12 protein-coding genes are annotated in these 20,970 nt (G+C 64.6%); 7 read left to right on the top strand and 5 right to left on the bottom strand.

The window, feature by feature from the left end:
* Positions 1 to 19 precede the first annotated feature (19 nt).
* Both AB0366_RS17140 and AB0366_RS17145 read left to right on the top strand, forming a co-directional pair.
* Positions 20 to 949 (top strand): hypothetical protein, encoded by a 930-nt coding sequence (locus tag AB0366_RS17140; protein WP_027498217.1) that lies wholly within the window; start codon positions 20 to 22, stop codon positions 947 to 949.
* A gap of 223 nt (positions 950 to 1,172) precedes the next feature.
* Complete coding sequence (locus tag AB0366_RS17145) at positions 1,173 to 3,749, top strand: aminotransferase class III-fold pyridoxal phosphate-dependent enzyme (protein ID WP_027498216.1); 2,577 nt, start codon at positions 1,173 to 1,175, stop codon at positions 3,747 to 3,749.
* On the opposite strand, the gene AB0366_RS17150 is transcribed toward AB0366_RS17145, so the two are convergent.
* Positions 3,743 to 5,914 carry an MMPL family transporter gene (locus tag AB0366_RS17150; RefSeq protein WP_027498215.1) on the bottom strand — a complete coding sequence of 724 codons (2,172 nt, stop codon included), beginning with the start codon at positions 5,912 to 5,914 and terminating at the stop codon, positions 3,743 to 3,745. The genes AB0366_RS17145 and AB0366_RS17150 overlap by 7 nt on opposite strands.
* A gap of 656 nt (positions 5,915 to 6,570) precedes the next feature.
* Here AB0366_RS17150 and rpoB point away from each other — a divergent pair.
* From rpoB to AB0366_RS17165, 3 genes are all read left to right on the top strand, one after another.
* Positions 6,571 to 10,077: a DNA-directed RNA polymerase subunit beta gene (rpoB, locus tag AB0366_RS17155; RefSeq protein WP_027498214.1), complete on the top strand. Its 3,507-nt coding sequence runs from the start codon at positions 6,571 to 6,573 to the stop codon at positions 10,075 to 10,077.
* Positions 10,078 to 10,172: 95 nt separating this feature from the next.
* Positions 10,173 to 14,129, top strand: coding sequence for a DNA-directed RNA polymerase subunit beta' (locus tag AB0366_RS17160; RefSeq protein WP_366244966.1), 3,957 nt, complete (start codon positions 10,173 to 10,175; stop codon positions 14,127 to 14,129).
* A gap of 165 nt (positions 14,130 to 14,294) precedes the next feature.
* Entirely contained in the window at positions 14,295 to 14,684 is a 390-nt protein-coding gene (locus tag AB0366_RS17165) for a VOC family protein (protein ID WP_366244967.1), read from the top strand.
* A 24-nt stretch (positions 14,685 to 14,708) separates the two neighbouring features.
* Here AB0366_RS17165 and AB0366_RS17170 read toward each other — a convergent pair whose 3' ends face one another.
* Positions 14,709 to 16,094, bottom strand: coding sequence for an MFS transporter (locus AB0366_RS17170; protein WP_366244968.1), 1,386 nt, complete (start codon positions 16,092 to 16,094; stop codon positions 14,709 to 14,711).
* A gap of 67 nt (positions 16,095 to 16,161) precedes the next feature.
* Here AB0366_RS17170 and soxR point away from each other — a divergent pair, with 67 nt between their 5' ends.
* Positions 16,162 to 16,599, top strand: a complete 438-nt coding sequence (soxR, locus tag AB0366_RS17175) for a redox-sensitive transcriptional activator SoxR (RefSeq protein ID WP_366245184.1) — start codon at positions 16,162 to 16,164, stop codon at positions 16,597 to 16,599.
* A 67-nt stretch (positions 16,600 to 16,666) separates the two neighbouring features.
* Here soxR and AB0366_RS17180 read toward each other — a convergent pair whose 3' ends face one another.
* Entirely contained in the window at positions 16,667 to 17,083 is a 417-nt protein-coding gene (locus AB0366_RS17180) for a VOC family protein (RefSeq protein ID WP_366244969.1), read from the bottom strand.
* A 121-nt stretch (positions 17,084 to 17,204) separates the two neighbouring features.
* On the opposite strand from AB0366_RS17180, the gene AB0366_RS17185 reads away from it, so the two are divergent.
* Positions 17,205 to 18,821, top strand: a complete 1,617-nt coding sequence (locus AB0366_RS17185) for an alkaline phosphatase D family protein (RefSeq protein WP_366244970.1) — start codon at positions 17,205 to 17,207, stop codon at positions 18,819 to 18,821.
* A 10-nt stretch (positions 18,822 to 18,831) separates the two neighbouring features.
* Here AB0366_RS17185 and AB0366_RS17190 read toward each other — a convergent pair whose 3' ends face one another.
* On the bottom strand, positions 18,832 to 19,173 hold the full coding sequence (locus AB0366_RS17190) for a hypothetical protein (RefSeq protein WP_121873402.1): 342 nt from the start codon (positions 19,171 to 19,173) through the stop codon (positions 18,832 to 18,834).
* A gap of 46 nt (positions 19,174 to 19,219) precedes the next feature.
* Positions 19,220 to 20,860, bottom strand: coding sequence for a GMC oxidoreductase (locus AB0366_RS17195; protein ID WP_366244971.1), 1,641 nt, complete (start codon positions 20,858 to 20,860; stop codon positions 19,220 to 19,222).
* Positions 20,861 to 20,970 lie beyond the last annotated feature (110 nt).

Below are 20,970 nucleotides of genomic sequence, written 5' to 3' on the forward strand. Positions count from 1 at the left end.
GTTTCGAAGGAGTTCTGTAGTGCCTCCCCAGCGTCGCAAGATCGTTCCACCCACGACCACCAGCAAAGTCCGTCGCAAGGTCGCCGGAGCCGGGAAGTCGGCAGCGCCCGACGCGGATTCGAGCGCCGTGAAGGGTTCGGATGCAACCGACAGCGCTGCGCCCACCACTCCTGCGCCCACCACACCCGCGCCCACCACACCGGCATCGAGCACGCCTGTCGCCGACGAGTCCTCCGCTGCGAAACCCTCGCTCGAGAAGTCCGGTACCGGCAAGGCAGGCAGCGGTAAGACCGCTGTCGACGAGGCCGCAACCGACAAGCCCGCCGTCGACGACACCGCAACCGACACGCCGGCCGCAGGCGAGACCGCAACCGGCAAGGCCGACTCGGAGCCTGCTCTCATCGAGTCCGGAGCGTCCGACGCGAATTCTGCGGATACCACGCAAAGCAGGTCGATGTCGGGAATCGGCTACAAGCACGTGTTTGTCGTCGCGGCCGTTGCCGTGGTGCTCGGTGCCTTCGCTGCTGTGGCGTCGTTCAAGCCATTCGCAACGATTGACAATGCAGCCTGGGTGGATTCTGCAGCCACTCAGGAAGTCACCTCTGCCGCGACCGATGCGCTTCAGACTCTCTACACGTACAAGGCCGAGACGATCGATGCCGATTTCGATGCCGCCCGTGCGGTCCTCAATCAGTCGATGCTCGACGAGTTCAACTCCACCGCCGACACCACCAAATCTGCTGTGGTGCAGACGATGACAGGAACCGAGGCCATGGTGACCGACATCGGCGTCTCGCGGTTGGAGGACGGCAGTGCCGAGCTGATCGCCAATGTGAACATCAGCGCCACACAGAACGGCGTTGCTTCGGGTAGTGCCGAGGGCCCGTTGACGGTCAACATGGAAAAGGTCGACGGCACCTGGAAGCTGTCGGCAATCGACGACCAGTAGTACCGGGATTCGCTGGCCCCGCTTTTCGGATCGGCCCCGTTCGACGCAGTAACGCTGCGCGGATGGGGCTTTTTCGTGCGTTCGTCGCTCATCTGTCGCCGGTGCACGACGGGATTAATATCGCGATTGCGTCCTGGCTTGTGACGAGCCCTGGTTGTTCGGGACAACCATTTCGACGCTCGACAGCCAGGGATGGATCCGATGAATACGGAGCATGCTGGTCATGACTGACACAACTATCGAATTGTCCGTGCTGGAATCGAGGTCCGGTCGGTCGGGCTTCGCCGAGAACGTCAATCCCGAACTGTACCGATTGTTGTCGGCCCTGAATTTGGATCGCGAGTACGTGCGCGGCGACGGAACAGTCCTGTTCGACGCCTCCGGCCGGCGCTATCTGGACTTCGCGGGGGCGTACGGCGCACTGCCGTTCGGGCACGGACCTACGCCGATCTGGCAGGCGATCAATGATGTTCGGTGCAGTGGGGAGCCAATTTTCGTGCAGCCCTCGGTATTGACGGCGGCAGGGGAACTGGCGGATCGGTTGGGGCGCATCGCACCTCACGGGTTGACGCGAACGACGTTCGTCAACAGCGGTACCGAGGCTACGGAGGTGGCGCTCAAGATCGCGCGGTCGCATACCGGACGGTTGGGCGTGTTGACCACCGGGAACAGTTTCCATGGCAAGACGCTCGGAGCACTGTCTGCGACCGGAAGCGTCAAGTATCAGGCCGGGTTCGGCGCACCGGTCGAGGGTTTCGATCACATCGAGTTCGGTGATTCGGGCGCGCTCGACGCGGCCCTGTCGGCAGCGCCGGGCCATTACGCGGTGTTCCTGGTGGAGCCGATTCAGGGTGAAGGCGGAGTGGTGTGTCCGCCCGACGGTTATCTGCGGCGAGTGCGGGAGATCTGTGATCGGCACGGAGTGCTGATGGCGCTCGACGAGGTGCAGACGGGACTCGGCCGGACCGGCCGGATGTTCGCGTCGGAACACGAGGGGGTGGTGCCCGACATTCTGACCGTCGCGAAAGCGCTCGGTGGCGGGATCGTGCCGGTGGGTGCGGTGTTGTGTGCACCGAAGTTGGTAGACGAGAGCTTTGCGCTGCGCCACACGTCGACGTTTGCGGGCAACGCGTTGGCGGCTCGGGTGGGCATCGCGGTGATCGACGAGTTGACCCGGGACGACGGCGCAGTGGTGACGAACGCTGCCGTGCTCGGCCGGCAATTGTCGAAGGATCTGAATGCGTTGGCCGAGAAGTATCCGTCCGTGGTCACCGGTGTTCGTGGTCGCGGGCTCCTGCTCGGCATCGAGCTCACCGCCGACGTGAACTTCGTGGGACGTCAGTCGCTACTGGGTTCGATTGCGCAGCAACACAACCTGACGGCGGTCATCTGTTCGTACCTGCTCGACGTCGAGGGAATCCGGGTGGCTCCGACTCTGTTCGGTAACAGGGTGATTCGGATCGAACCGCCGTTGACTGTGTCGGCGGTGCAGTGCTCGCGGCTGATTGCAGCACTCGACCGTGCGCTGGGTTACGCGGCGATGGGGGACATGGACGGATTGTTCGGGCACCTTCTGGGCCGTCCGACCGTCGGTACCCCACCGTCGCTCGCTGCGCTCCGCCCGGGCCGCATCCCCGATATCGCCGTTCGTCGCACCGATCGGCGGTTCGCGTTCATCGCGCACCCCTTGAATCTGGAGTTCTTCGCCGCCTTCGACCCGGCGCTCGACGTCTTCCATCATGGCGAGCGACAGGATCTGCTCGAGAGGTTCGCTGCGTCGACATCCGAGCTCGACCCTGCGTCGTTCGTCATCGGCAGTGGCCGGGTCGTCGGGGGAGGGGACGCCAAGGCACACGGCGACCTGATCGGGTTGCCCTACACCTCGGAACAATTGCTGCACTTGCCGACCGAGCAGGCGCTGCGCGTGGTGGGCGGCGCCGTCGAACTCGCGATCTCGCGCGGTGCGACGGTCGTCGGGTTGGGCGGCTATTCGTCGGTCATCACCGGTAATGGATTGGGCCTCGGCGCGAGGTCGCGTCCGATCACCACCGGCAACACGTTCACCGCCGCAGCGAGTCTGCGGGCTGTTCGACGCGTGTGCCGGGAACGCGGAATCGACGTAGCGCAGGCCCGAGTGACGATTCTCGGTGCTGCCGGGGCCATCGGTCGGACCATCGGCAAGCAGTTGGCCGGCGAGGTCGGCAGTATCGCCCTGGTCGGTCGGCGGGGTGAGAGCACGGTCGTCGCGCCGAAGTTGTGGGCGGCCGCGCAGGAGATGGTGGCGAGTGCGACGGGCGGGTCCGGCACGGGGAATCTTGCCGTTGCTGCACACGAGATGAACGGCGACATGGATGATCTGATCAAGTCGCGGCACCTCGAGTTCTTCACCGATCCCGTTGCTGCGGTGCAGGATTCGTTGATCGTTATCGCAGCCACATCGGCGCCGCATGCGTTGATCGATCCGACGGACCTGATGGAGGGTGCCATCGTCTGCGATGTTGCGCAGCCGCCGAACATCGGCCGAGACGTGCGCGGTGAGCGGCCGGACGTGACGGTGTTCGACGGCGGCATCGTCAGGGTGCCGTCGGGTTCGGATTTCGGGTTGACCTACGGGTTGGCTCCGGGTCTGACGTATGCCTGCATGGCGGAGACGATGTTGATCGCCCTGTCGGGTGAGTTCGACCTCCGCAGCATCGGCACCACTCTCGACGGTGACAGCGTCGAACGATTGGGTGAGCTGGCCGACGTCCATGGGTTCGCGCTCGCCGAGGCCACTCGGTGGCGCGAAGGTAGTCAGTAGTCGGCGGGGGCCGGGGTTCCCGGGAGTTCGGGAACCCCGGCCCCGTCCCGCCCAGTCCCAGTCGGTCGTGTCGGGGTGGGATGCAACCACCAGTTCGCGTTTCCCATCAGCGCGACGAGGGCGGGCACGAGCATCATCCGCACGATGGTGGCGTCGATGACGAGACCGACGATGATGCCGATACCCACCAGTCGCATCATCGACAGTTCGGACAACGAGAAGAACGCGGTGACGGTGATGAGCAGCAGCGCTGCGGCCGTCACGATGCGTCCGGTGTGAGCGGCCCCGAGGCGGACTGCCTCTCTGGTGCCGGCTCCGTTGTCGTGGGCCTCCACGATGCGTGAAAGCAGAAAGATCTCGTAGTCGGTGGACAGGCCGAACACCACCGCCATGACGAGGATGCTCATCGTGGACTGTAGAGGGCCGGCAGTGACGCCGATCGGCCCGGCACCGTAGCCGTCGTGAAAGATCCAGGTGAGCACACCGAAAGTGGCCGCCAGGCTGACCATCGCCATGGCAATTGCCTTGAGGCTGAGCACGATCGAACGAAAGGCCAGTGTCGTCATCGTGAATGTGGCCAGCACCATGATGGCCAGCATCCAGGGAATGGTGGAGTAGATCGCGTCGATGCCGTCCTCGCTCTGCGCGGTGCTGCCGCCTACGCCGAGCGTCGTCCCGGCAGGAGCGGGGATCGATCGAATCGCATCCAGTGTCGCGAGTGCAGCGGGGGTGCGATCGGCCGAGTTCATGATGGCATCGACCACGGTCAGATTGTCGGTGCTGCCACTGGGAAACGCGGCCGTGACTCCGTCCACGCGGCCGACTGCAGCGGTGACTTCGGAGACCGCGGCAGGGCTCGGCGGTTGGTCGGTGACCGATTCGACGACGACGGTGACGCTGCTGTTGGCGAGGGTGAATTCGGTGATCAGCTTCTGCGTGGCGATCCGGGCGGGTGAGTCCGCCGGCAGACCCGTGTGGTCGAGGTCGCCCAGAGCTACTCCGGAGATGGGTGCGCAGAGGACGGCCAGCACGCCGATGATGGCAACGGCCACGAGGACGGGCCTGCGCATCACGCGGTCTGCGACTGTGCCCCAGAACCTCTGCGCCCGTGCCTCGCCGCGGTCGATCGCACCAGTGCGCCAGCTCAGCGAATCGATGCGGGGGCCGAGGAGGGCGAGTGCGGCGGGCAACGCGGTCAGCGAGATCACGGCGGCGACGGCCACCGCTGCCATGCCGCCGATGCCCAGTGAGCGAATCATTGCCTGCGGGAAGATGAGCATGCCGATGAATGCACAGATCAGCAGCAGTGCCGAGAACGCCACGGTTCGGCCGGCGGTGGACATCGTGCAGCGTACCGCATCCACCGTTCCGTGCCCGTTGCGCAGCTCCTCGCGAAACCGCGTGATCACGAACAGGCTGTAGTCGACGGCCATTCCGAGTCCGACGAGGGATGCAATGTTGGTCGCGAACACCGACACCTCGGAGACGCTGTTCACCGCTCGCAGCACGGCCAGGGAGGCCAGCACGCTCAGTCCGCCGATCACCAGCGGAGTTCCTGCGGCGACGAGTCCGCCGAACACGATCAGGAGCAGGACCAGCAGAATCGGGAAGGTGATGATCTCGGCTCGCACCAGATCTGCCCGCGCTTGCTCGTTGTACGCGTCGAAGACGGCCGAGAATCCACCGAGCTGCACGTCCGCGCCATCGATCGTCAACTTCTCACGCAGGTCCTGGTAGGACTTGACGCGCCGATCCTCGTCGCCGGTCAGAGTCAGCACCGCGAGGGCAGAGTTGCCGTCCGACGATCGAAGTCCGGGAGCAAAGGCGTCGGGCACCGTCCAGTAGGTGACGGGGTCGCGGGCCAGTACACCCGCGTCGATTCCGGCCAGGCTTGCCGCCACCGCGTCCCTGATCCCGTCGACCGTCCGCCCGTCCGTCGGGGTGTAGATCACCGCGATGTCCGGAACGTCGCGACCGAACCGGGATTCGACGAGTGCGTCGATTTTCGCCGACTCGCTCCCGGGATCGCTGTAGCCACCGATGCTGAGTTCGTCGACGACGCCCAGGCCCCAGGTTCCGGCGAGCAGGACGGTTGCCACCACGGCAGCGAGGACCCAGCGCGCACGGGCGATGACGAACTCGACGACGGGCGAACCCCTGCTCACGCGGGGCTGCCGAGGGCTCGACACCTGCATGCAGCGCCGATTTTTACCACCGTGACCATGTTGTCCCCCCGCGAGACGTGATGTGAGTGCTCCGTGAATCTGTCTGTGGCACAGAGGAAGATCTGTCACACAGCACGTCCGATGACAGAACGACGCCGCCCCCGGTTGCGACAGAAGAAATACAATCAGAAGCAGCGGCCGATTGCCATAGCGGCAGCGGATTCCCGCGGACCTCTTGACGAAGGAAGGCGCAGGGGTCACTCTTGTCGTGAAGGAGCACCCCCGTGGTGACCGACCGTTGCCGGTCGTCAGCCACAGTCTTCTGTCACCGTTGCTGTTCGTTCGGGCCTCGGCGAGGAAGGCCGACACGCTGCTGCCGACTCGGCGCGCGAACGGACCTCGGGTGCTACTTTTGATGCCCCCGTTGCGCTGTGCGCACATTTGGGGTACCTTTGGACGTTGCGCTGGCTGCCTCCTGTCCACCTCTCGATCGCTGTTACCCGAAAGCACGTTTTCGGGCCGCTGTGATGGGGATTCGGTCTGGTTGCGACCAGCCGAAATTCGCCCCACATATAGCAAACAGATACAGCGGCGGTCGCCATGTCGTGTCAGCTGACAGGTCCTGTCAGTCGACGGAACGGCGCGACCCGCGTGAGGTGCTGGAAGGACGCATCTTGGCAGTCTCTAGCCAGACCAAGGCAGTTGTCGGAACACCGGGAGCCCCGAGGAGGGTTTCGTTCGCGAACATTCGCGAGCCGTTGGAGGTACCCGGTCTCCTCGATGTACAGACGGATTCGTTCGAATGGCTGGTAGGTGCGCAGAGTTGGCGCGACCGTGCCGCCGCCCGCGGAGACAGTGGTGTCTCCGGCGGACTCGAGGACATCCTGACCGAGCTCTCTCCGATCGAGGACTTCTCGGGCTCGATGTCGCTTTCCTTCTCCGACCCACGATTCGACGAGGTCAAGGCCTCGACCGATGAGTGCAAGGACAAGGACATGACGTACGCAGCTCCGCTGTTCGTCACCGCCGAGTTCATCAACAACAACACCGGCGAGATCAAGAGCCAGACGGTCTTCATGGGTGATTTCCCGATGATGACCGACAAGGGCACCTTCATCATCAACGGCACCGAGCGTGTCGTCGTCTCGCAGCTGGTGCGTTCTCCGGGCGTCTACTTCGATCACTCGATCGACAAGACCACCGAGAAGGACCTGCACAGCGTCAAGGTCATCCCCGGCCGCGGTGCTTGGCTCGAGTTCGACGTCGACAAGCGCGACACCGTCGGTGTGCGTATCGACCGCAAGCGTCGCCAACCCGTCACGGTGCTGCTGAAGGCTCTCGGCTGGTCCACCGAGCAGATCACGGAGCGCTTCGGCTTCTCCGAGATCCTCATGGCCACGCTGGAGAAGGACAACACCGCCGGTACCGACGAGGCTCTCCTCGACATCTACCGCAAGCTGCGTCCGGGCGAGCCGCCGACCAAGGAGTCGGCGCAGACCCTGCTGGAGAACCTGTTCTTCAAGGACAAGCGCTACGACCTCGCTCGCGTGGGTCGCTACAAGATCAACAAGAAGCTCGGCCTCAACTCGGGCCAGCCCATCGTGGCGTCGACCCTCACCGAGGAAGACATCGTTGCGACCATCGAGTACCTGGTGCGTCTGCACGCAGGTGAGACCTCGATGACCGCACCCGAGGGCGTCGAGGTTCCGGTCGAGGTCGACGACATCGACCACTTCGGCAACCGTCGTCTGCGTACCGTCGGTGAGCTCATCCAGAACCAGATCCGCGTGGGCCTGTCCCGCATGGAGCGCGTCGTGCGCGAACGTATGACGACTCAGGACGTCGAGGCGATCACGCCGCAGACCCTGATCAACATTCGTCCCGTCGTCGCTGCGATCAAGGAGTTCTTCGGAACCTCCCAGCTCTCGCAGTTCATGGACCAGAACAACCCGCTGTCGGGTCTGACGCACAAGCGTCGCCTGTCGGCACTGGGACCCGGCGGTCTCTCTCGTGAGCGCGCCGGCCTCGAGGTCCGCGACGTGCACCCCTCGCACTACGGCCGCATGTGCCCCATCGAGACCCCGGAAGGCCCGAACATCGGCCTGATCGGATCGCTGTCGGTGTACGCACGCGTCAACCCGTTCGGCTTCATCGAGACCCCGTACCGCAAGGTCGTCGACGGCAAGGTGACCGACGATGTCGATTACCTAACCGCCGACGAGGAAGATCGCCACACGCTCGCGCAGGCGAACTCTCCGGTCGACGATTCGGGTCACTTCATCGAGGACAAGATTCTCGTCCGTCGTAAGGGTGGAGAGGTCGAGTTCGTCTCGTCCGACGACATCGACTACATGGACGTCTCGCCTCGCCAGATGGTGTCCGTCGCCACCGCGATGATTCCGTTCCTCGAGCACGACGATGCAAACCGTGCCCTGATGGGTGCGAACATGCAGCGTCAGGCTGTCCCGCTGGTTCGCAGCGAGGCTCCGATCGTCGGTACCGGTATGGAGTTGCGTGCCGCTGTCGACGCCGGTGACGTCGTCATCACCGAGAAGACCGGTGTCGTCGAAGAGGTCTCCGCCGACTACGTCACGGTCATGGCCGACGACGGATCACGCAAGACCTACCGGATGCGTAAGTTCGCGCGTTCCAACCAGGGCACGTGCGCCAACCAGCGTCCGATCGTGGACGAGGGACAGCGCGTCGAGTCCGGCCAGGTCCTCGCCGACGGCCCCTGCACCGAGAACGGTGAGATGGCACTCGGCAAGAACCTGCTGCTGGCGATCATGCCGTGGGAGGGCCACAACTACGAGGACGCGATCATCCTGTCGCAGCGCCTCGTGGAAGAGGACGTTCTCACCTCGATTCACATCGAGGAGCACGAGATCGACGCTCGCGACACCAAGCTCGGTGCCGAAGAGATCACTCGCGACATCCCGAACGTCTCCGACGAGGTCCTCGCAGACCTCGACGAGCGCGGCATCATCCGTATCGGTGCCGAGGTTCGTGACGGCGACGTGCTGGTCGGAAAGGTCACGCCGAAGGGCGAGACCGAGCTGACCCCCGAGGAGCGCCTGCTGCGCGCCATCTTCGGTGAGAAGGCTCGCGAAGTTCGCGACACCTCGCTCAAGGTTCCGCACGGCGAGAACGGAAAGGTCATCGGCATCCGCGTCTTCTCGCGCGACGACGACGACGATCTGCCTCCCGGCGTCAACGAGCTGGTCCGCGTCTACGTGGCTCAGAAGCGCAAGATCCAGGACGGCGACAAGCTCGCCGGCCGTCACGGCAACAAGGGCGTCATCGGCAAGATCCTCCCGCAGGAGGACATGCCGTTCCTGCCCGACGGCACCCCGATCGACATCATCCTCAACACCCACGGTGTTCCGCGTCGTATGAACATCGGTCAGGTCCTCGAAACCCACCTGGGTTGGATCGGCAAGACCGGTTGGAACGTGCAGATCGCCGCGGACGGCAGCAAGCCCGATTGGGCCGAGCGTCTGCCCGAGGAGATGCTGGCGGCTCCGGCCGACAGCAACATCGCCACCCCGGTGTTCGACGGTGCCAAGGAGAATCAGCTCGCCGGCCTGCTGGAGAGCACAATTCCCAACCGCGACGGCGAGCAGATGGTCGGATCCGACGGAAAGGCCACGTTGTTCGACGGCCGCTCCGGCGAGCCGTTCCCGTACCCGGTGTCGGTGGGCTACATGTACATCATCAAGCTGCACCACTTGGTCGACGACAAGATCCACGCTCGTTCGACCGGGCCGTACTCGATGATCACGCAGCAGCCCCTCGGTGGTAAGGCCCAGTTCGGTGGACAGCGCTTCGGTGAGATGGAGTGCTGGGCCATGCAGGCCTACGGTGCCGCGTACACGCTGCAGGAGCTTCTCACCATCAAGTCGGACGACGTTGTCGGCCGCGTGAAGGTGTACGAGGCGATCGTCAAGGGCGAGAACATTCCCGAGCCCGGTATCCCCGAGTCCTTCAAGGTGCTCCTCAAAGAGCTCCAGTCGCTGTGCCTCAACGTGGAGGTGCTGTCCTCGGACGGCGCTGCCATCACGATGGCCGACGGTGACGACGAAGACCTCGAGCGTGCCGCAGCCAACCTGGGAATCAACCTCTCCCGCAACGAAGCTGCCACGGTCGACGACCTCGCTCAGTAGTTCCGTGGTCTCCGGGCCTGCGTCACTGCAGGCCCGGAGGCGTTTCTCTCATTTGCTCTTCCAGCACAACACCCATAACGGGGAAAGGAAGTTACGTGCTCGACGTCAACTTCTTCGATGAACTTCGCATTGGCCTTGCCACTGCGGACGACATCCGTCAGTGGTCCTACGGCGAGGTCAAGAAGCCGGAGACCATCAACTACCGCACGCTCAAGCCCGAGAAGGACGGCCTCTTCTGCGAGAAGATCTTCGGCCCCACTCGGGACTGGGAGTGCTACTGCGGCAAGTACAAGCGCGTCCGCTTCAAGGGCATCATCTGTGAGCGCTGTGGCGTCGAGGTCACTCGCGCCAAGGTTCGTCGTGAGCGCATGGGCCACATCGAACTGGCCGCTCCGGTCACGCACATCTGGTACTTCAAGGGTGTGCCGTCGCGTCTGGGCTACCTGCTCGACCTGGCTCCGAAGGATCTCGAGAAGATCATCTACTTCGCTGCCTACGTCATCACCACGGTCGACGACGAGCTCCGTCACAACGAGCTCTCGACGCTCGAGGCCGAGATGGAGGTCGAGAAGAAGGCCGTCGCAGATCAGCGCGACGCCGATCTCGAGGCTCGTGCGCAGAAGCTCGAAGCCGACATCGCAGAGCTCGAAGCCGAGGGTGCCAAGTCCGACGTGCGTCGCAAGGTCAAGGACGGCGGCGAGCGCGAGATGCGTCAGCTCCGTGACCGCGCGCAGCGTGAGCTCGATCGTCTCGAAGAGATCTGGACCACGTTCACCAAGCTCGCTCCCAAGCAGCTCATCGTCGACGAGCTCATCTACCGCGAGCTCATCGACCGGTACGGCGAGTACTTCACCGGTGCCATGGGTGCCGAGTCCATCCAGAAGCTCATGCAGACCTTCGACATCGACGCCGAGGCGGAATCTCTTCGCGAGACCATCCGTAGTGGCAAGGGTCAGAAGAAACTGCGCGCGCTCAAGCGTCTGAAGGTCGTCGCTGCGTTCCAGGCCGGCCGTAACTCGCCGATGGGCATGGTTCTCGACGCTGTCCCGGTCATCCCACCGGAGCTTCGTCCGATGGTGCAGCTCGACGGTGGCCGTTTCGCGACGTCCGACCTCAACGACCTGTACCGCCGCGTCATCAACCGCAACAACCGCCTCAAGCGTCTGATCGATCTCGGTGCTCCCGAGATCATCGTCAACAACGAGAAGCGGATGCTGCAGGAGTCGGTCGACGCCCTGTTCGACAACGGCCGTCGTGGACGTCCGGTCACCGGACCGGGTAACCGCCCGCTGAAGTCGCTCTCCGACTTGCTCAAGGGCAAGCAGGGACGATTCCGTCAGAACCTCCTCGGCAAGCGCGTCGACTACTCGGGCCGTTCGGTCATCGTCGTCGGCCCGCAGCTCAAGCTGCACCAGTGCGGTCTGCCCAAGCTGATGGCTCTCGAGCTGTTCAAGCCGTTCGTGATGAAGCGTCTGGTGGATCTGAACCACGCGCAGAACATCAAGTCGGCCAAGCGCATGGTCGAGCGTCAGCGTCCGCAGGTGTGGGACGTTCTCGAAGAGGTCATCGCCGAGCACCCCGTGCTGCTGAACCGTGCACCCACCCTGCACCGGTTGGGCATCCAGGCGTTCGAGCCGCAGCTCGTCGAGGGCAAGGCCATCCAGCTGCACCCGCTCGTGTGTGAGGCGTTCAACGCCGACTTCGACGGTGACCAGATGGCTGTCCACCTCCCGCTGTCCGCCGAGGCTCAGGCCGAGGCACGCGTGCTGATGCTGTCGTCGAACAACATCCTCTCGCCGGCATCCGGCCGTCCTCTCGCCATGCCGCGTCTGGACATGGTGACGGGTCTGTACCACCTGACACGTCTCGATGCCGGTGCTGTCGGCGAGCGCGTCGACGCGTCGACCGATCAGGCCGAGTTCGGGGCGTACTCCTCCCCGGCCGAGGCTCAGATGGCCGTCGATCGTGGATCGCTGACCGTGCAGTCGCAGATTCGGGTTCGTCTCACCACGCAGCGCCCGCCGCGTGACATCGAGAACGAGCTGTTCCCCGAGGGCTGGAACCGCGGCGATGCATGGACCGCGGAGACGACTCTGGGACGCGTGCTCTTCAACGAGCTGCTTCCGGCGGACTACCCGTTCGTCAACGAGCAGATGCCGAAGAAGCGTCAGTCGACCATCATCAACGATCTCGCCGAGCGTTACCCGATGATCGTCGTCGCACAGACCGTCGACAAGCTCAAGGACGCAGGCTTCTACTGGGCCACGCGTTCGGGTGTGACCATCTCGATCTCCGACGTCCTCGTGCCGCCGGAGAAGCCGCAGATCATGGAGACCTTCGAGGCTCAGGCCGATCAGATCGAGAAGAAGTACCAGCGTGGCGCACTCGACAAGGTCGAGCGCAACTCCGCACTGGTCAAGATCTGGCAGGACGCGACCGAGCAGGTCGGTAAGGCCATGGAGGCCCACTTCCCCGACGACAACCCGATCCCGATGATCGTGAAGTCCGGCGCAGCCGGAAACATGACTCAGGTTCGCTCGCTCGCCGGCATGAAGGGCTTGGTGACGAACCCGAAGGGTGAGTTCATCCCGCGTCCGATCAAGTCTTCCTTCAAGGAAGGCCTGACGGTCCTCGAGTACTTCATCAACACGCACGGTGCTCGTAAGGGTCTGGCCGACACGGCGCTTCGTACCGCCGACTCGGGCTACCTGACGCGTCGTCTGGTCGACGTCTCGCAGGATGTCATCGTTCGGGAAACCGACTGTGGCACCGAGCGCGGCATCGTCACGACGATCGCCGAGAAGATGGCCGACGGCAAGATGATCCGCGACGCTCACGTCGAGACCAGCACGTACGCCCGCACCTTGGCGAACGACGCTGTCGACGAGAACGGCACGGTTATCGTCGCTCGCGGACACGATCTCGGTGACCCGGCCATCGACGCTCTGCTCGCTGCGGGCATCACGTCGGTCAAGGTTCGCTCGGTGCTCACCTGCACCACGGGAACCGGCGTCTGCGCCACCTGCTACGGCCGCTCGATGGCCACCGGCAAGCTGGTCGACATCGGTGAGGCCGTCGGTATCGTTGCCGCACAGTCCATCGGTGAGCCCGGAACCCAGCTGACCATGCGTACCTTCCACCAGGGTGGTGTCGCCGGAGATGACATCACCGGTGGTCTGCCTCGCGTGCAGGAGCTGTTCGAGGCACGTGTGCCGAAGGGCAAGGCTCCGATCGCGGACGTGTCGGGACGCATCCAGCTCGAGGACGGCGATCGTTTCTACAAGATCACCATCGTCCCGGACGACGGCGGCGAAGAGGTTGTCTACGACAAGCTCTCCAAGCGTCAGCGTCTGCGCGTCTTCAAGCACGACGACGGCACCGAGCGCCTCCTGGCGGACGGTGACCACGTCGAGGTCGGCCAGCAGCTCATGGAAGGTGCTGCCGATCCGCACGAGGTCCTGCGTGTGATGGGTCCCCGTCAGGTGCAGATCCACCTCGTCAACGAGGTCCAGGAGGTGTACCGGTCGCAGGGTGTGTCGATTCACGACAAGCACATCGAGACCATCGTGCGCCAGATGCTCCGTCGCGTGACGATCATCGACAGCGGCTCCACCGAATTCCTGCCCGGTTCACTGACCGAGCGCAGCGAATTCGAGTCGAGCAACCGTCGCGTCGTCTCCGAGGGTGGCGAGCCCGCAGCCGGACGTCCGGTCCTGATGGGTATCACCAAGGCGTCGCTGGCCACCGACTCGTGGCTGTCGGCTGCGTCCTTCCAGGAGACCACTCGTGTGCTCACCGACGCGGCGATCAACTGCCGTAGCGACAAGCTCATAGGTCTCAAGGAGAACGTCATCATCGGTAAGCTCATCCCGGCTGGTACCGGCATCAACCGGTACCGGAACATCACGGTGCAGCCGACCGAAGAGGCACGTGCCGCGGCATACGCGGTGCCGTCGTACGACGATCAGTACTACAGCCCGGACGGCTTCGGCCAGGGAACCGGCGCTGCAGTGCCGCTCGATGACTACGGTTTCTCCAACGAATACCGCTAGAGCGACTCCGTCGCACGTGCATAGAAACTCGTAGCCCACTACGAATTTCCGCTCACGACGACGGCGCTCGACACACAGAGCCCCGCATCGACTCCGGTCGGTGCGGGGCTCTGTCGTGTCTGGGGTGCGCGGTGAGTTTTCCGTATCACTCGGGTCAGTAACGGTATGACCAACCCAGAATCCAGCACCATCGTGAACATCGGCGTGGCCATGTTCACCGTCGCAGACCAGGACGCGGCTCTCGACTTCTATTCACGTGTGCTCGGCTTCGAGCTTCGCGACGAGACGCGTTTCGGCCCCGAGGGCGAGTATCGGTGGGTGGAGGTGGCACCGCCCGGTTCGACGGCGCGGCTCGCCCTGAATCCGCCTATGGGTGCCTCGCCCGGCGGGTCCTCGATCGGTGTCGAAACTCCCGACGTCGAGGCGGAACATGCGCGACTGAGCGCGATCGGCGGTGTCGACATGGACGCAATTTCCGGGACAGAGGACGGTGCGCCGCCCATGTTCGCGCTGCGTGATCCCGATGGCAATTCGGTGTGGGTGGTTCAGGCCTGATGCGGTAGGTGATCAACCTCGGACCTACGTCCGCTGCGATCGCGCCGCCGCTGTCACCCCGATCAATGCCAGCGCGGCGAAAGTGAACAGCAGCAACTGAGCCGATCGCAGCGTCGATGGTTCCCCGAGGTTCACCAGCACACCCGCGAGGGCTGCGCCGAAGGCGTTGGCGATCAGTTGGACGGTGTTGATGGCGGCGGAGGCTCGTGCGCCTTCGCCGGGTTCGGCAACCGAGGTCATGGCACCGACCGCCAGGTGCGGCCACGCGATGCCTATTCCGACACCCGCGACGATCAGACCCACCACCCACACCGCGATCGCACCTGCACCCGCCCGATCGGTGAGAAGTGCTGCCATGGTGCACAATCCGGCGGCAACGAGGATCGGTCCACCGATGACGATGCGTCGTACGACGTGTGGTGCTGTGGCCGATGCGCTCGGTATCTCGCCGAGAGTCCATCCCAATGCCAGCGCAGCTCCGAGGAATCCGGCGGCCAACGGTGCCAAGCCTGCCAGTCGTTGGCCGAACAGCGGAATGAACGTCTCCACCGTCGAGGCGACGGCGAGAACGACGATGGTCAGGTACACCCACTTCAGGGACGATGCGCTGAAGGTAGACGGCGGAAGCACGCCGTGGGGCGCGCGACGGTCTGCGGCCACGAAGGCGACCAGGAGCAGCACGCCGGCCAGGACCATCACTGCGGTGGTCGCGAGGTTGGACATCACTCCAGCCGCGCTGACCAGCAGTGCAGCCGTGGTGAGCAAGGTCAGCGACAGGGTGGGCACCGGGCTCGTCTCGGTGGTCTCGTTCGTGCGGGCCGGGAGTGCTTTGGGGACCAGGGCGGCGACGGCCAGAGCTGCGACCACGAGCACGCCGAACGCCATTCGCCAGGCTCCGAATTGAGCGAAGATGCCGCCGATGGCCGGGCCCGCGAACGTTCCGACGCCCCACATGGCCGAGACCAGTGCAGCGCCGCGAGTCCAGAGGTGTTGTGGCAGAGCTGCATTGATGACGGCGTAGCCGAGTCCTGCCAGGAGGCCGCCTCCTGCACCCTGGATCGTTCGCCCCACCAGTAGCAGTTCCATCGTGGAGCTCAGCGCGCACACGACGGTTCCGAGAGCGAAGATCATCAGGCCGATCAGGTAGGCGCCTCGTGGTCCGCGGGCGGCGAGGATGTTGCTTACCAGCATCGAGGAGATGACGGACGCAATGAGGAAAACCGTTGCCGTCCAGGCGTAGTAGCGCTGGCCGCCGATCTGGTCGATGGCAGTGGGGAGCAGGCTGGTGGTGAGGTAGACGTTGGTGGCGTACAGCGCTACGCCGCCCGCGAGGACGGTTGCGGTGCCGAGGTAGCGGGTGCTGAGCAGCTGTCGCCAGGTTCCGGTCGTGGGTTCGGTGGAGGGGTGCATGATGACGAAGGTTAGGATCTCGAGTGCACTTCAGGTCAAATCCGTTCACCGGTTGGGAGGCAGGATGATCCGCAAAAGCGACGAGCTGTTGTCCATCGGTGAGGTTGCGGCCAGAACCGGTGCCGCAGTGTCGGCGGTCCGGTACTACGAGACCCTCGGGCTCGTTCCTGCCGAGCGGACGGCCGGGAACGTGCGCAAGTTTCCACGTCACGCCATCAGGAGGATTTCGCTGATTCAGGTGGCGGTGCGGTTCGGGATACCACTGGCGGAGGTGGCCGAGGTCTTCGCGTCGTTGCCGTCGGGTCGCACCCCGAACAAGCGTGACTGGGCCAAGATCTCGGCTGCATGGAACCAGCGGTTGGAGGATCGAAAGCAGTCGATTGCGCGAATGCAACAGGAACTGACCGGGTGCATCGGCTGTGGCTGCCTCTCGCTGAACAAGTGCACCCTGCTCAATCCCGGCGACGAGCTGGGCAAGGCGGGGCCGGGGGCGCGGCTGATCTGAAGCGCCCCACCCTGCCTCCGATGTTCGGCAGCAGCTGACCGGTCCCCTTCGCGGATGCTGTCGATCGTCAGTGATGGCAGACGGCCTCGAGGTCGATGCCGTTGAGGTCGCGCACGAATGATCCGTAGTACGTGGCGTGGTATTCCGGCTGCAGTCCCGGCGGCCGGAGCTCGACTGCTCCTGCCGACAGTGCCACCGCATGGAAGGCATCGACGGTGGCGCGATCCGGAGCGCTGAAGGCGAGATGGGTGTGCGGACCGATGGCCGATCCCGGGGCATCGACTATCCAGAAGAAGGGCTTCACCTGCGCCCAACCGAACGCGATCATCGCGAGCTGGTTCGCCTCGGGGGTGTGCGGTACCCGCATGATTTCGCTGATCCCCAGCGGTTCCAGGACAGCACTGTAGAACTCGGCGCTGGCACCATCGGCGACGCCGATGTTGAGGTGGTCGATTTGGGAGCCTGTGCGGTCGGTGTTCGTCATGCGCTCGAGTGTTGTCGGCATCGCGGACGAGTTCGGTCCTGAATCGATTCGAAACGTCGTGTTCACTTCGCGGTAGACCCAATTACGGACGTAGTTCGCCCGGGCGCGAGAACCTCGAAGGATGGTGAGTCGGGGTAACGAGATACGGATCGGGCAGGACATCTCCTTGCGGGCGGGTGCCACGCGTCGACAGTTCCTGACCTGGAGTGCGCTGGTGGGGGCGCTGGCGTTCACTCCGGGACTCGCGGGAACGACGGCGCACGCACAGTCCGTGGTGACTCCCGACTATCCGTTCCGTCTCGGCGTGGCATCCGGTGACCCACTGCCCGATTCGGTCGTGCTGTGGACCAGGCTCGCCACCGATCCCTTTGCCCCGCTGGGCGGAATGACGCCCGGAGTGGTGCCGGTACGGTGGCAGATCTCGGCGGACGAGCGATTCGCGAACATCACCCGCGAGGGTATCGAGCTGGCGACCGAGCTCGACGGCTGGTCGATTCACGTCGACGTCCGAGGGCTCGAGCCGGCTCGCGAGTACTTCTATCGGTTCCTCGTCGGACCACATGCCAGCACGGTCGGCCGAACCAAAACTGCACCGGCACTGAGCCAGCCGCTCAGCAAGCTCGATTTCGCCTGGGCATCGTGCCAGAAGTGGGAGGACGGCTACTTCGGCGCGTACCAGGACTTGGCGGCGTCGAATCTCGATGTGGTGTTCTTTCTGGGCGACTACATCTACGAGTACGCAATCAAGGACGAAGGTGCCAGGCAGGGCGAGCCGCGCACCGAATCGGCTGCCCGAGAAACCATGGTGCTCAACGACTATCGAGACCGATATGCGCTGTACAAGGCGGACGAGAATCTCGCTGCGGCCCATGCGTCGGCACCGTTCGTCTCGACGTTCGACGATCACGAGGTGGACAACAACTGGGCCTCGCAGATCAGTCAGGACGATGACGACGATCCGCGAGAGTTCTTGTTGCGCAGAGCCGATGCGTTCAAGGCCTGGTGGGAGAACACTCCAGTTCGCGCGAATCTGAAGCCCGTCGGACCGGACATGACGGTCTATCGCCGGTTCTCGTTCGGCGATCTGGTGGACTTCTCGGTACTGGACACGCGGCAGTACCGCAGCGATCAGGCGCACGGGGACGGCGAGCATGCCCAGGACGCCGAGACGGCAGATCCGTCGCGCACGATCACCGGTGCGGCGCAGGAGAAATGGATACTCGACGGGTTCGCATCACCGTCGACGTGGAACTTCTTGGCGCACCAGACGGTCATCTCGGACTTGGCCCGTGGGCTCGGCAGCGATCGCAAGGTCGGGATGGACCCGTGGAGCGGCTACGAGGCGTCTCGGCACCGAATTCTGGACGGGGCCAGGGATCGTGGCACGAAGAACGTCGCGTCGATCGTCGGCGACATCCATCGCACGATCGTCTCCGAACTACGCCGCGACTACCAGGATCAGACGTCGCCGATCCAAGGCGTGGAGATCGCGACCACCTCGATCGCGTCGGGCAAGGACGGTGCCGATGTCGACACCGCCGGTGCGGCCATCGCCGAAGCCTCACCGCACGTCAAGTACGGCAACGCTCGGCGCGGCTATCTCCGCAGCACGCTGACGAACACCGAATGGCATTCGGAAGTAAGGGTTCTCGATGCGGTGTCGACGCCCGGCAAGGCGGTGCGCACAGCCGCGACCGTCACCGTCCCCGAAGGCCGCCCCGATATTCAGCTCGGGTGACTCGCGACGGTCACTGACGAATTGCGAACATCGGCATCGCCAGACCGAGCAGCATCACGGTGAACAGGAACCATGCCGCGCCCTGCCAGATCGGCCACGTGCCACCGGCGCGGTAGGACTTGTACCCCAACGTCAGAGCTCCGATTCCGCCGAGGAAGCACACCGCAGGCACCGACGCGGCCAACACAGGGTTCGTGCGGTCGACGACCAGGAACACTGCGGTCAATGCCGCAGCCACCGCCACCACGGCCGCGCAGTATCCCGCCGCTTTGCGAAAGGCTCCGGGATCGCTCCAGCGCTTTTCGACGTCGCGGTCGGCGATGGTGCGTTCGGTCGGATCGTTGACGGGCATACCTGTGGGCTACCCGTTTCGCGCGGGTCTACCCACTTTCGAACGGTCAGCGACCGTCGGCGATGATCTGCGCGACGTTGCGTTCGGCGAGCGCAGTGATGGTCAGCGACGGGTTGGCGGCTCCGGTGCTGCCGGGGATCAACGCACCGTCGACGACGTAGAGCCCGGGGTGGCCCTTCACCCGGCCGTAATCGTCGGTGACGTCGCCCAGTACCGCGCCGCCGAGGGGGTGGGCGGTGAAGGTGTCGTCGACGTCGCGGGTGAACGGCTCGGCCGCGACGATGGTGCCGCCGGCCTGGGCCATCCGATTCTGCACGGAGCGTAGGGCTTCGACGGTGTCCCGGCTGCCACCCTTGGGCCAGTTCAGCGTCAATCGGTCTCTGGCGGAGTCGAATCCGAAGTTTCCGCGCAGTGGGTCGATGGTCATACCGAGTGAGCCGATGAAACCCAGGTTCATCGGAACGCCCGGCACGTACCAGTTCTCGACGGTCAGTGGCAGTCCCGAGTCGTCGACGATGCGTGACGCGCAGGGCGCACCCTGCGGTCCGGCGGACATCGGCCCGAGGGAGCGGGTCATCGATGCGTCGCCGTTGGTGCCCCAGCCGGTGCCGACGAATTCGTTGAGGTTCGACAGCGCTCCGGTGGTGCGGGCGCGCATCAGCAGTTCGGTGGTGCCGATGGATCCAGCTCCGAGGACGAGCGTGTCGCAGGTGAGCGTGCGTGTCTCGACGACGTTGCCGAACGGATCCAGGCGTTCGATCTCGACGCGGTAGCGGCCGCCGGATTCGGCACCGACCGCCGCGACGCGGTGGCTGTGACATACCGTCGCGCGGCCGGTGGCCTCGGCCTGGGGGATGTAGTTCTGCGTCAGGTCGTGCTTGGCGCCGTTGGAGTTGCCGAAGGTGCTGGCACCGACGGTTGCGGACGGCCTGGAGCGTCCGCCGATCTCGTCGCGGACGACGTTCCAGTTCCAGTTGCCGTCCACTGCCTGGGGGGTGAAGCCTGCCCGCCGGGCGTGGTCGTCCCAGGTGCGCGAGTGTGCGAAGTTCGGGCTGTTGTAGACGTCCTCGGGCATCGGCGACGGCCGGAGCATCGAGCGGGCCTTCGGGTACCAGGTGGCGGCCATCTCGTCGTAGTTCAGTCGTCCGGCGAAGGAGAGGTCGAAGAACTTCTTGTCGGGGGCGATGGTGACGCCGGTGTACACGATCGAGCCGCCGCCGACGGCCGCGCCGCGCCAGACCGAGAGGTTTTCGTAGCGGGTGGTGTCGAGTACGCCGCCGAACAGGTCGACCGGTCCGACGGGCATTCCGGTGATGTTGGTGAACGAGGTCTGTTGCCACAGTCCGCGTCCGTCGGCGGTCATGTCGGCGGTGAAGATCTCGCGCCACGGGTCACGTGGCCAGCGCAGTCCGCGTTCGAGGACGGTGACCTGGGTGCCGGCCTGCGCCATCCGGAGGGCGGCGGCGCTGGCACCGAACCCGGAGCCGATGACGAGTACGGGGGAGTGGTCCGGTGGGCGCGGGGGATCGGCGAACAGCTCGGGGACCAGTGATCGGATTCGTTCGGCACCGATGGGGAGTGCGCCTGCTGTGGCGGATCCCGGCAGTCCAGCTGAGCTCAGGACCGGAGCGGCGGCAGCGCCGAGCATTCCGGCAGCGGCCAAACGCAGCAGTTGCCTTCGATTCACGGAAAACTTCCCCCTAGTGCGTGCGGACAGCGCTGTCGATTGTGTCGTGTTTGCTGCAAGAAAGCGAACACTTCGGTCGGATATAGGGACGGCTCCCAGCTCGGCCTCAG

Source organism: Rhodococcus sp. NPDC076796 (assembly GCF_040702765.1).
In the GTDB taxonomy this organism is placed as follows: Bacteria; Actinomycetota; Actinomycetes; order Mycobacteriales; family Mycobacteriaceae; genus Rhodococcoides.

Coding starts and splice junctions, on each gene's coding strand:
- AB0366_RS17165 (WP_366244967.1), top strand. CDS start 14,295: ATGACCAACCCAGAATCCAGCACCATCGTGAACATCGGCGTGGCCATG.
- AB0366_RS17190 (WP_121873402.1), bottom strand. CDS start 19,173: ATGCCCGTCAACGATCCGACCGAACGCACCATCGCCGACCGCGACGTC.
- AB0366_RS17170 (WP_366244968.1), bottom strand. CDS start 16,094: ATGCACCCCTCCACCGAACCCACGACCGGAACCTGGCGACAGCTGCTC.
- AB0366_RS17185 (WP_366244970.1), top strand. CDS start 17,205: ATGGTGAGTCGGGGTAACGAGATACGGATCGGGCAGGACATCTCCTTG.
- AB0366_RS17145 (WP_027498216.1), top strand. CDS start 1,173: ATGACTGACACAACTATCGAATTGTCCGTGCTGGAATCGAGGTCCGGT.
- AB0366_RS17180 (WP_366244969.1), bottom strand. CDS start 17,083: ATGACGAACACCGACCGCACAGGCTCCCAAATCGACCACCTCAACATC.